The organism is Ignavibacterium sp. (assembly GCA_032027145.1).
Classification (GTDB): Bacteria; Bacteroidota; Ignavibacteria; order Ignavibacteriales; family Ignavibacteriaceae; genus IGN3.
The window spans coordinates 742,792-755,257 of record JAVSMP010000001.1; the positions used below are offsets into that span (position 1 = coordinate 742,792).

Annotated in this window: 12 protein-coding genes; 7 read left to right on the plus strand and 5 right to left on the minus strand. The window is 33.8% G+C overall.

The genetic code is table 11. The features are described 5' to 3' along the window. Positions 1–248 precede the first annotated feature (248 nt). Positions 249–2,546 (minus strand): CRISPR-associated helicase Cas3', encoded by a 2,298-nt coding sequence (gene cas3 / locus ROY99_02905; GenBank protein ID MDT3695313.1) that lies wholly within the window; start codon positions 2,544–2,546, stop codon positions 249–251. A 379-nt stretch (positions 2,547–2,925) separates the two neighbouring features. Here cas3 and ROY99_02910 point away from each other — a divergent pair, with 379 nt between their 5' ends. The 4 genes from ROY99_02910 (at position 2,926) to ROY99_02925 (ending at position 6,270) form a co-directional block, all read left to right on the plus strand. Further along, entirely contained in the window at positions 2,926–3,774 is an 849-nt protein-coding gene (locus ROY99_02910) for a UbiA family prenyltransferase (protein MDT3695314.1), read from the plus strand. 54 nt (positions 3,775–3,828) lie between these two features. Continuing rightward, complete coding sequence (locus ROY99_02915) at positions 3,829–5,028, plus strand: MFS transporter (protein MDT3695315.1); 1,200 nt, start codon at positions 3,829–3,831, stop codon at positions 5,026–5,028. Then, on the plus strand, positions 5,009–5,722 hold the full coding sequence (locus ROY99_02920) for a GNAT family N-acetyltransferase (protein MDT3695316.1): 714 nt from the start codon (positions 5,009–5,011) through the stop codon (positions 5,720–5,722). The genes ROY99_02915 and ROY99_02920 overlap by 20 nt, the downstream gene beginning before the upstream one ends. A 98-nt stretch (positions 5,723–5,820) precedes the next feature. Next, entirely contained in the window at positions 5,821–6,270 is a 450-nt protein-coding gene (locus ROY99_02925) for a hypothetical protein (protein MDT3695317.1), read from the plus strand. Between the two features lie 97 nt (positions 6,271–6,367). Here the strand turns inward: ROY99_02925 and ROY99_02930 are convergent, their stop codons facing one another. Both ROY99_02930 and ROY99_02935 read right to left on the minus strand, forming a co-directional pair. Further along, entirely contained in the window at positions 6,368–6,766 is a 399-nt protein-coding gene (locus ROY99_02930; protein ID MDT3695318.1) for a hypothetical protein, read from the minus strand. Between the two features lie 179 nt (positions 6,767–6,945). After that, positions 6,946–7,128 carry a hypothetical protein gene (locus ROY99_02935; GenBank protein ID MDT3695319.1) on the minus strand — a complete coding sequence of 61 codons (183 nt, stop codon included), beginning with the start codon at positions 7,126–7,128 and terminating at the stop codon, positions 6,946–6,948. A gap of 172 nt (positions 7,129–7,300) precedes the next feature. On the opposite strand from ROY99_02935, the gene corA reads away from it, so the two are divergent. The 3 genes from corA to ROY99_02950 all read left to right on the plus strand — a co-directional run bounded on the left by corA (position 7,301) and on the right by ROY99_02950 (position 10,431). After that, positions 7,301–8,425 carry a magnesium/cobalt transporter CorA gene (corA, locus tag ROY99_02940; protein ID MDT3695320.1) on the plus strand — a complete coding sequence of 375 codons (1,125 nt, stop codon included), beginning with the start codon at positions 7,301–7,303 and terminating at the stop codon, positions 8,423–8,425. A gap of 251 nt (positions 8,426–8,676) precedes the next feature. Further along, positions 8,677–9,696: an NAD(P)/FAD-dependent oxidoreductase gene (locus ROY99_02945; GenBank protein MDT3695321.1), complete on the plus strand. Its 1,020-nt coding sequence runs from the start codon at positions 8,677–8,679 to the stop codon at positions 9,694–9,696. 237 nt (positions 9,697–9,933) lie between these two features. Then, positions 9,934–10,431, plus strand: coding sequence for a cytidine/deoxycytidylate deaminase family protein (locus ROY99_02950; protein MDT3695322.1), 498 nt, complete (start codon positions 9,934–9,936; stop codon positions 10,429–10,431). An 85-nt stretch (positions 10,432–10,516) separates the two neighbouring features. Here the strand turns inward: ROY99_02950 and ROY99_02955 are convergent, their stop codons facing one another. Continuing rightward, complete coding sequence (locus tag ROY99_02955) at positions 10,517–10,918, minus strand: hypothetical protein (GenBank protein ID MDT3695323.1); 402 nt, start codon at positions 10,916–10,918, stop codon at positions 10,517–10,519. A gap of 158 nt (positions 10,919–11,076) precedes the next feature. Next, positions 11,077–12,372, minus strand: a complete 1,296-nt coding sequence (locus ROY99_02960) for an MFS transporter (GenBank protein MDT3695324.1) — start codon at positions 12,370–12,372, stop codon at positions 11,077–11,079. Positions 12,373–12,466 lie beyond the last annotated feature (94 nt).

The window sequence follows — 12,466 nt, forward strand, 5'->3', positions numbered from 1 at the left end:
ATTAAATATGTCGTCCCCACGGGACTTAAATTCTCATTCATTAATTCGTTCTATGAACATATCGTCCCTAAAGGGACTCTTGTTATTTCTGACAATTTTTTCTATAAGTATTTTATCCCTAAAGGGATTTATATGTAAAACCTCACCGCTTAAAGCGGAATCTTTTTTTGTCTCGATAGGGACAAAAAGATGACGGGGTCTCAGAGGGACGAAATATAATTCAATTAACATCAATCAAAATATATTTTTCATACAACACTACTTCCAATTATCCAATCAGATTCATCACAAATCAGCCCTAATCCCGATACATACAAATTTGGATCACTCTGTACCCAATAACCGTTAATATTTTCTACATAGCCAGTATTATTAATTTTATCGAAGCAATAAATAGGAACGTTAACAACATATCTCTGCAATTTTCTCATCAATTCTTTTGAAGCTCCTGCAAATTTTAATTGTTCAATAAGTCTCTGACTGTCTTTACCGGTTTTCGTGCTTTTGTATTGCACTATAATGCTAAACTGCTTTGTTGAATCAATCATATTAAACTTTTCTGCGAATAATCTGAACTGGAAATTGAAATCCGATACATCTCTGACTAAATGACTATAAAAATCAACTTTATCAAATGAGTTAAGATTTGAGTATAGATATTTGAAATATTTTGAATAAAGACTAGGTGTAAATTCAGTATCAGAATTATTTCGAAGAATTGATTTACCAGCATCCTCACATTTTCTTAGAAATCCTTGCGGCGATGGTTTTGGTGGAACAAAAATAAACACCTTTCCACTCTGCAATTGATTTTCTCTGTTACATCTGCCTGCTGCTTGTGCAATTGAATCAAGTCCTGTTAAAGCCCTATAGACAACCGGGAAATCTATATCAACACCTGCTTCAACTAGTTGTGTGCTGATAACTCTTATTGGTTCTTTATTCTTAAGCTTTGTTTTAATATCAGAAATAATCTCACTTCTTTCTTCACCGCACATCAACCCGGAAAGATGAACAGTCCCTTTGGGCATTAACTTATGAAGCTGCCTGCAATCATTTCTTTGATTAACAATACATAAAACTTGATCATAGGTTTGAAGCTCTTCTGCGATATCAATCCAGCCAGATGGATTATTAAACTCTTTTGGTAAAATATATTGAACACGTTTAAAGTCCTTTGCAAGCAAATCAGGATTTTCAATAATTTCTATAACATTATCAAATCCCTCAATAGTGTTAGCGTCGCTTCCAATTTTTCCGTTAAGTGCAGGTTGTGTTGCAGACATTAGGACAACTGTTACACCAAAATGATTAACCAATCCTTTGAGCACACTTATTATTGGCTTTAAAAATTCTGTGGGAATCATTTGCGCCTCGTCTAAAATAATAACGCTGTTTACTATGTTGTGAATTTTTCTGCAAACAGAAGTCTTATTTCCAAACAACGATTCAAACAATTGAACATTAGTTGTTACGATTATTGGTGCATCCCAATTTTCGGTTGCAAGTCTGTTCTTGGTGTTCTCGCTTTCAAGATCAAGATTGCTATGATGCTCTACAACCTGATCATCGCCAAAAAGAAACTTACCTTCCTGTTTAAATTTTTCAATCTCTTCATCAATGTCAGTGCCGTATTTAAAAACTTTTGCTGTTTGTTCAATTATACTTGTGTATGGAATAGCAACAATGATTCTTTTCTTTTTGTGTATTAAAGCGTGCTCTAAAGCGAATGCCATTGATGAAAGTGTCTTTCCTCCACCAGTCGGCACCGTTAGTGAAAAGAAACCGGGAGAAAGATTAGCTTTTTCTCTGCATTGATTTAAAATTTCATTTCGTCTTTTATTTAGTGTTCCAACCGATTTCTTGGTCGTCATATAGTTATCAAATCGCTGCTTCAATTCTTCTATTGATAAATACCCGCCTCTATCTTTTTCATCCATATAATTTTCTGTATCAAGAAAGTCAGCATCAACAAGACAAGAAAAAAGCATTCTAATCCAGAGATGAATTTGTTCATTAGAGTTTTTATCTGTTTTATTCTTGAAAACTGTTGGAATGGAAGATGGGATTGCTTTATTAAGAAACTGTTTTGCTTCTTCAATTATTTTTATTTTCTCTAAATCATCAGTAATAAGCTTACCATCATCGAAAAGACGGTTTTCTAAATCTGCTATCCAGTCTTTTAATCCCGTATGATGACACCCAATAACATAAGATAAAATTTTTGCCGCTTGAGAATAATTAAATTTTTCAAAAATATATGCAGCCCCTGCCTGGCTATGATTTGGTCTGCTGCCATAATTTTCTATATGTGCGTCTTCATCATGATAACCGGTTTCTCTTCTAATATACTTTTGCCAATCAGGATGATATTTTCCGAGGTCGTGCAGATAACCAGCTAACTCAGCCCAATCTTTATTTCCGAATTCAGAAGCGAATTCACCAGCTCTTTTTGCAGTATCATTAAGATGAGTAGATAAATAATGCGGCTCTGCCCAAATTCCTTCTGAAGATTTTTTTATGTGTGCGATAAATTCTTTTTTCATTTTATCTGCTAATTATTAGCCGTTGAACCAAATAATTAATCACAAACTTTAAACTGTGATTGCTGTATTAAATTAAAGAACTATATTGTGTAAGCCAGCAGCGTGTATAATGTTGCCCACCAAATCAGCATCCCCCAAAAGGCAAATGAAAGAGGAAAGAAGGGAATGATATCGCCATATATTGCTTTGATATTCATACTTCCGTTGCAAACTTAACAAGTAAGAGAAACAGAGGCAACTATTTGCGCAGAGTTCATTTCATAACTATTAAATGATCTTATCTCATAAATTCCTGTATTTGATTTTTAATGACAGATTTATCTGCAGTAATTTGTTTTTATGTTACTTTGGTTAACCAATTCATTAGTAATTTTATGGTGTGAAAAAATTAAAAGCTCTTTTCAGACTCATAAGATTTGAACTTCCGCTTGCTGCTGGAATTTGTGTTGTGCTTGGTCAGCTTTTTGCTCTTGGCAGATTTGCACCATTTTATTTAACACTATCAGCAGCTTTGTCTGTTTTTCTTATCTCCGCTTCAATACTCGTTTCAAATGATTACTTTGATGTTGAAACTGATAGAATAAACGCACCTCACAGACCTATTCCTTCTAAAGCTGTTACTTCTAACGAGGCGATGTTGCTTGCAGTCTTTTTATTATTAGCCGGACTAATATTAAGCTTTACAATTAGTGTTGAAGCTTTATTATTTTCAATCGGTTTAACAGTAATTGGTTTATTATACAACAGGAAATTCAAACGGAATGGTTTAGCCGGAAATCTTATGGTTAGTTTTTCCGTTGGTATGACTTTTATTTTCGGAGGTCTGTCTGTTGGATTACCACTCAATAAGATTGTTTTGTTCTTTGCACTTATTGCGGCACTCGTTGATCTTGGTGAAGAAATTGCTGCTGATTCAATGGATGTTAAAGGTGATCTGCTGATTGACTCAAACTCAATCGCAATTAAATACGGTAAAGAAAAAGCATTAAGATTAAGTGTGTTTATATTTGTATTTGTAATACTATTAAGTTTTATACCTTTTTTATTGAAGTGGTTTAAGCTGATATACCTAATACCAATCGCTGTAATGGATATCTTTATCGGTATTTCAACATATAAACTTATCAAATCAAAAAATGAAGAGGGTCGTAAATATATCCGTTTACTTTATCTTGGAGCGACCTTTGGTTTGTTTATATTTTTATTTATGAGATTGATTGGATTATAGTTAACTGTTCTTTTCTTAAATATTTCTTTCAAAATAATTTTAAATTTCTTTTTTATGAATCCCTGGAAAGGATTAAAGGATTTACCGCATGATATGTGGGCGTTGTTTTTTACTTCGCTCATAAATCGCTCCGGCACAATGGTAATTCCTTTTCTTGCTCTTTATCTTACAAAAAAAATCGGTGTAACACCAACAGAAGCAGGTACGGCACTGCTTGTTTACGGGGCTGCCGCATTTATTGCAGCACCATTAACAGGAAAACTTTCCGATAAAATCGGCTCAATTAAAATTATGCAGTTTTCTTTATATGGCACGGGCTTGATTTTTTTTGCTTACTCTTTTATAACAGATTATTACTGGATACTTGCAGCAACATTTGTGCTTGCCGCAGTTAATGAAGCATTTCGTCCGGCAAATCTTTCTTTAATCGCTGAGATTGTAACTCCGCCGCAGCGCAGAATGGCTTTTGCATTAAATCGTTTAGCTATAAACGCCGGAATGAGTATTGGCCCGGTTATCGGCGGTTTCTTAACTCTTATTGATTATCATTATTTATTTTATGCAAATGCTTTTGCTTCAATTGCAGCAGGTATTTACTTTAATTCTGTCAGATGGTCTTCGCTGTCATCTGAGGAAGAAGAGACTGTTAAAGAAAAATCCATAATAAAGTTTGGGATATTGAACGATAAGCATTATCTGTTTTTTTTATTTGCTGTCATCCCGGCAAATCTTGTTTTCTTTCAGCATCTTGGCGCTTTTCCGCTATACATAGTTAATGATCTTAAGTATTCCACAGCAGCATTTGGATTGTTCGGTTCAATAAACACTGTTTTAATAATCATCGCAGAAGTTCCGCTTAATAATATGATGAGCAATACTCCATACAGAATATCTTTAATGATTGGAGCTTCTCTTGCAGGCTTGGGTTTTGGCGGATTTGCAATTGCAGGCTCTACATTACCGCTTATAATTGCCATAATAGTTTTTACATTTGGAGAAATGATTTTCTTTCCAACAACTGCAGCATATACTTCAGAAATTGCACCGCCGGAAAGACGCGGCGAGTATATGGGATATTATCAAATGACTTTTAGTTTTGCTTTTTCTGCTGGTCCCTGGTTAGGAACAGTTGTCTATGAAAACTTTGGCTCTTCATTTCTGTGGAACTCTGCATTATTTTTCGGTATGATTACAGCAGTATTAATGTTTTTTATTAAAGAAAAGATTCCTTCAAATGGAAACAGACCTGAGTAATATTATCAATCATCTTAAACGGGATCTTATTACAAATATCAGTACAATCGGTTTTATCGAAAGCAATCCGATTACAGAGATTATAGAATTAGACAACTCATTTCTGATTAAAGGCTCAAGCGATGTTGAATGGGTTTATATTGTGTGCAATAACGAAGCCGGGCTTAAAGCTTTGTTAGAGAGAGCCGGTAACAGCATTTACTTTGCATCTGTAGAAAATTGGATGATACCTTTTATTACCGAAAAAAGAAAACCTGAGTGGATACTTACTACAATGCGTTACTTTCTGCCTGATGATGTGGATGTTCCTGCAAATAAAAAAGATGTAATACCTTTAACAACAGATCATATCGGTTTTATAATTTCTCAGTCGAATTACAGACAGTTTTTAACCCCAGCATATATTGAAGAAAGAATAACAAAATCTATCAGTGCTGCAATAATGAAAAAAGATAAACTTGTTGCCTGGGGTTTAACTCATGATGATGGTGCTCTTGGCTCGCTGCATGTTCTTGATGATTATAGAAAAAAAGGTTATGGAAGAGAAATACTTCTTTCGCTAATTCATCAAAACAGAAAGCTCGGTAAAATTTCTTTTGCACAGATTGAGGAAAAAAACCAAAAGGCAATTAATCTTGTTGAGCAGTTAGGGTTCGTTAAAGACAGATTGGTAAGCTGGATTAAATTGATTTGAAAAAGATTTTAATGCGGAGACTTTAAAACACAAAAGTGTTATAAAGCTTTAATAATTATTCTTTAATTTTGAAACATAATTAATTATTGGTTTATAAAATGGATTTAGTTGATTTACTCAAAACACAAAGTTCAGAAATTCTGGAAAACGCTCATCAGTCGTTAAACTGTGCTTATTTAAAATCTTACAGTAAATCTTCACAAAGTGAAAACAGAGCAAGGCTGTTAAACCTTCTTACATTAACACAGCAATGTGTAAGCGAAAGGAATTTGCTGCCAATGAAAGAGTATTCGTCACAGATTGCAAGAGAAAGATTTAATGCTGGATTCGGCTTGCACGAAGTACATACGGCTTTTAATGTTTTAGAAGTAGAGATATGGAATCGTGTTACAAAAAACATTGCGCCGGAAAATCTTGGTAAAGCTTTGGGATTGGTTAGCACTGTTCTTGGTGCGGGGAAAGAGGAGCTTGCATTAACGTATGTTTCACTTGCAAGCAAATCCAAAACACCAACACTAAATCTTACCGAACTGTTTGGCAGGAATTAGAATAGCTAAATTTTAAGTCATTATCATTAAAGCAGTAATTTATTGGTTGCGCTTTAGATTCCAGTTTTCAGTGGGTGGTATTTGAGAAAAATAAAAACTATCTAAGCACCAGCGTATCCGGTCCGGAGACTTTGTTAATGTGGCATTTGCATTCATCGGTATTAAACATAAACTCACCTTTTGCAGCTCTGATACCATCAGTTACGGAAAAATAAATTACCTGCGGCGTACCATAAGCAAACATTATGTGAGTAAAGGAATCATTTAATACTGTGTATTTGCCTTCATCAAGAAAAAACGGATCCTGCTGTACATCAAGTTCATCGCCATCTTTATCTTTAATAATAACGGTTAAAGAATCAACAGGAACACCAAGCGTATCTACAACTGTTACCAGATAAAATCTGAACTCGCCTGTGCAAATACAATCTTTCTCTATTTCGGAACAAGAAAAGAGAATTAAAACCGGAAAGAATGAAATAAAAAAGATTTTCATTTAAAAATAATAGTTGACGGATTTTTATAGTTACTAATATTAATTAAATAAGGATATTCACAATAGCATGTTCCACTCAATTCGACGTTAAATATAAATATTGTATCAATTGCTTTTGTTCCATTTGATGCGGAGAAAGAAATCTCATTGCTGCAGTTAATGAGAATAGATAGAAGATCTTAGTGCTCATCATCTACTATTGTGTACCGTCCAATCGCCGCTGTTATAGGGTTTTGCGGCACATTCAAAATATTTCCGCAGCCATCTTTAACAGTAATACTTAAATTATTCACAGGTCTTCCTAAGGTATCAATAATTGTAACATAGAATGTTTTATCAGGATCGCCCCGCATAGGGAGCAATTAATATCTTCTTCTGAACAAGAGCTAAATATCATAGGAGGGAATAGAAACACAATTAAGTTTTTAAATGTTATTTTAAACATAATTAAACCATTAAATATTTCTTTTATCAAACTTAAACTTATTTTTGGGATAAATCCACAAACAAGTTTTAACAAATCTTGAGAATATTATGCTTGACAATGCCGGAAAAAAAATAAAACATCAAACAAAAAAGCAACTAAGAAAAGTTGCCAGGCTTATAAAGAACAAGCCCAAAAATATTGGTTTGGCTCCAGGCTCGCTTGTTTATGTCGGGGATAAAGAAAAAAATCCTATTACTATTAGTTTGTTTGATTATAAGGCTGAGCATTTTGAGGAAAAAACAATTTCTAATCTTGATGAACTGCTGAATTATAAAGTATCGGATACAATAAGCTGGATAAATGTTGATGGAGTGCACGATGTACAAATTTTAGAATCAATCGGAAAACTTTTTGATATTCACCCGCTGACATTAGAGGATATTTTAAATACAAATCAACGTCCCAAGGTTGATGAATACTCAAATTATCTTTACATCGTTTTAAGAATGTTCTTTATGGAAGAAAAAGACAATTCGTTAAAGAACGAACAGGTTAGTTTTATACTAACAAAAAATTATCTTATAACTTTTCTTGAGGATGCCGGCGATGTATTTGATCCTGTTAGAGAAAGATTAAGAAAATCTGCAACAAAAATGAGGGAAAGTGGAACTGACTATCTTGCCTATGCACTTATTGATTCAATTGTAGATAGTTATTTTCATATATTAGAAAAAAAAGGTGAAGAAATAGAAGGACTTGAAGACTCGGTTGTTCTTAATCCAGATAAAAATGATATTCAAACAATTCATTTATTAAGAAGAGAAATGATTCTGCTGCGAAGGGCTATCTGGCCTTTAAGAGAGGTAATATCATCTTTACAAAGAAATGAAATTGAGTTTTTCGATGAGAAAATAAGAGTCTATCTGCGTGACGTTTATGACCATACAATCCAGGTTATTGATACAATTGAATCTTACCGCGATATGATTGTTGGTATGCTTGATACCTATCTTTCAAGCACAAGCAACAAACTAAATGAAGTAATGAAAGTACTAACAGTTATTTCTACTATGTTTATTCCTCTTACATTTATTGCTGGTGTTTTTGGAATGAATTTTAAAAATTTTCCCGAGCTTGGGCTTGAGTGGATGTATCCCTGGGGCTTCTGGGCTTTTACAATACTAATTATAGCCGGTATGACTCTTTTTTTCAAACACAAAAAATGGTTTTAGCATTTAAAAATGTGTGCTTTAACAAGCGGTTAATAAAAAACTTGCTATTGCTCTGAAAAAGATTATCTTACTATCAATTCAAAATTCTAATAAATTTAAAAAAATCCTGAGTGCTTTAAGTTTGTAGAACTTAAGTTTTTTTCTCAGGTATTTAACTGTATAGTTTTATTATTACTTAAACTTTGATCCAGAACTAATTTGAGATTATAGAAAACAAGCATTTTAGTTATCGATTTTGAACAGGAGTTTCGATGGAAAAATATCAAATAGTAATAGCCGATAATGGTGAACCTGCCTTAGTCTGTACCTTATCTGCCAGAAGTACTTATAGCGATAAAAGTATTGCGATTATAAAAACCGATAAAAGAAATACTATCATTGAGGAAATACTGACTCCTGTTACAGGTACTTTTAATAATATGTTCAATATCTTTTATGATGATATTGCCTCCAGAGATAAAAATAAAATTGTTTTAACAAGCGGCAGAATTATAGAATTTGAAAAGCTTGTTCTTGCCAGCGGCTCACGTGCTATTGAACCACCAATTGAAGGAATAAACAAATCTGGTGTAATTCTTATAAATAAAGATGTTGAACTGATCAGAAAGACAAAAAAGGAAGCTGTTTGTGCTGAAAACATTGTTGTATATGGCGGGGGCTATATCGGTGTAGAGCTTTGCGATGAATTACTCAGGCTGGGGAAAAGAGTAACTATTATAGAAAAATCAACACGGTTAATGCCGTCTTCTTTTGATGCCGAAATAAGTTATAAGATAAAAGAAGTGATCGAAAATCTTGGCGGCCGTGTTATTCTTGATTCCAAGATCAGGCAGGTTATCGGTCTTGATTCTGTAACAGGTGTTAAGCTAAACTCAGATGTGGTAGTAGATTGTGATTTTCTAATGATCTGTGCAGGCTCAAGACCAAATGTAGATATGGCTGAAAAGCTTGGAATTATTTACGATAAAGACAGAGGGATTCTTATTGATGAGTACTTTAGGACATCCGACAAAAATATTTACGCAGTGGGTGATTGTGCTGCAAAACATGATTTTTTTGCCAGTGACCTTTCAAATGTTTTAACCTATTCTTCCAAATTAGAAGAAGCAAAATTACTTGGAGCTAATTTATATTCAATAATTTTTAACCGTGGAAAAATGATCAGCTATCTTTCTGAAAAGACGGATATAAAATCAAAAATCTTAAACGAACTTAAAAATTTGGAGATAACCGATGCCTCAGAAACTTATTTACATTTGTCAAAATTGTAAAAGCGAGTGGGATGCTGAAGATAAATTAAAAACCTGCAGATTTTGCGGAAGTCTAAAGGTTTATAAAAGCTTTAATCATCAAAGAGCTGCTAAAAAAAGCAGAAGCAAACAACGGTGGGCTTACAAAACAAGATAACACTTTATTGTTTTCTGTTTTTTCAATTACCTTCATATATTTGTTCCGGACAACATTAAATTTTAGTATTAATTTTTATCACTACATCCGGAACGTACTTAATGGCAAATAAAAACAGACCCTCCTGGGATGAATACTTTTTAAAACTTGCAATGCTTGCTTCTGAAAGGGCTAGCTGCCCAAGAATGCACTGCGGATGCGTACTTGTTAAAGAAAGATTTGTTCTTGCAACCGGCTACAATGGCTCGCTGCCCGGTCAACCGCACTGCGAAGATGTTGGATGCTTAATCGTTGATAATCATTGTGTGCGGACAAATCATGCTGAAATAAATGCTCTGGTGCAGGCAACACGACATGGAGTCAATGTTTTTGGAGCAACTGCTTATATAACAAATATGTCCTGTACCACCTGTGCAAAAGCACTAATAGCTGCGGGAATAAAACGTGTTGTGGTGTTTTCAGATTTTCATGATACTCTTGCAACACAATTTTATTCGGATGCTGGTGTTGAAATTGTTAAAATGGATATGCCAGATACACAGATTAATTATGATCTGCTAAACTATTCATCTGCAAAGAAAACTGAAAAATCTTTGTAACTATTTAAATCTTGCTTATAGTTTATATAATCAGCAATTTGCTTAAACTGCTGTGAAAAGGGTTAACCTGAAGTTCAATCAACACTCAGATTTTTGAAAAATATTTTTTTATTGAAATTACTCTTTTAAAAAACAGAGAGTTTTTACTTAGGAAAATAGATTTATTTGCTCCATTCGGAAAATAGTACCATCTTATTTTTCCATAAGCGTTAGAACATTTTCTTGTGTGGTTTATCATATACTCAATCGGATCAGGGCTGCTATTATTGATAAGATATAATTCAATCTCCCGAAGAGCTTCAGTAAATATCTTTTTTAATAAATCAATATCATCCTGAAAGTTTAGTAAAAACTCAACTACAAAAATTTTATGCTTACAGATTCCAATCCTTGCTATGGGTCTGGTTATATAACCATACTTAAGCTCAAAGTACCTGTCTGACACATCTACTTTGCCGGGCTGCCAGCTCCAGTAATCATCAGCCATTTTGTTAATCCACAATTGTAAATGGATAAGGTTTTATATTAATAACAGATTTCAACAAAAAAATTATTCTGATAATAATATCTTTAATAAAAACAGAAACAGTTTCTTTCCGGTCTCAAATATCAAAGCCCTGATAATTGCCGAATGGAAAAAATCTTTTATGAGCTTTGTGCTGTTCTATGATGGCTCACAAATTTATTGTACAATAGTAATCCGATAATTGTAACTACGCCAATCATACTGAAAACTATCCACAGTGTTGCTGGTTGATTAAGCTTATCAACAAAATGGACATAAAGATTTGCACCAAGTATTCCGCCGATAAAGCTTCCTAAAACTCCATACAAAAATGAGTATCCCAGGTATAGAGCTTTTTTATCTTCGGGTGCGATAAGACCAACATAGCTTATAAACTTTGGATGAGCTGTCATTTCACCAATTGAGAAAATTGTAATGCCAAGCATAAAAATCCAGATATTGGTATTGATAGCAAGTATTGCCATACCTGCAGTGCCCATTGCAATCCCTGTAATCATAGTAGGCAGCGCTTTTGTATTCTTTACTATATTTGAAACAATTATCTGAAGCAGAATTATTGTTCCAGCGTTAATTACCGTAACATGCTCAACATCAAATTTCCAGTTTAGACTTACTCCCATTCCGTTAAACAATCCGTTAACAAAATTGTTAAGAGATGTTGCATCAACATATTTTTGTACATACCATAAAACAGAATCAAACATCTGGAAGTATAGAATCCAAAAACCTGAGTAAATTACAATCAGTCCGATAAATCTGAAATCAGTCAGAACTAATACCGCTCCCTTTAAAACTTCGGCAAGAGTTTTTGCACTTTCTGGTCTTTTTGGTTCTTTGTAGATAAAAAAGGTAGGAATTAACATTGCAGCAGTTCCAATAGCAGATGCAACCATTACATACTGCCAGCCAAAAGTATTTTTAATATATGGAACAAGAATCAGCGGAAATAAAAATGCTCCAAGATTTATTGACCAATAAAAAATTCCAAAACCAAGCGTGCTGTTGCTTTCATTGGTTTCGCGTGCAATGGTTCCGGATATCATAGGTTTAAAAGCACCAGCGCCGATAGCCATAATAATTAAACTTCCAAAGACCATTGCATACTCTGTTGTCTGGCTGGTAAGAAAATATCCAAGACCAAGAAAAATAAATGCAAATGTCAGTACACGTTTATAACCGAATCTGTCTCCTATCGCGCCGGATAGAATAGGGAGGATATATAACATCGGTTGAATAACGCTTTTTATCACTCCAACACTTTCCTTAGTGTATTCTAATTGATCAGTCATATAAACAGAAAGAATACTCATCATTCCGTAATATGAACCGCGTTCAAAGAATTCCATTAATATTACTATCCAGTAATTGAGAGAGAAAGATTTGAATACAGATTTTTTAGCTTGTTGTTCAGTCATCATTTGTCCGTTTTATGTTTAATGGTTTGGATTATCGCCTGCAAAATTAGTGAAATGAGAATTAAGAAATAACAAAAAAGGCGACTCTGTTTTG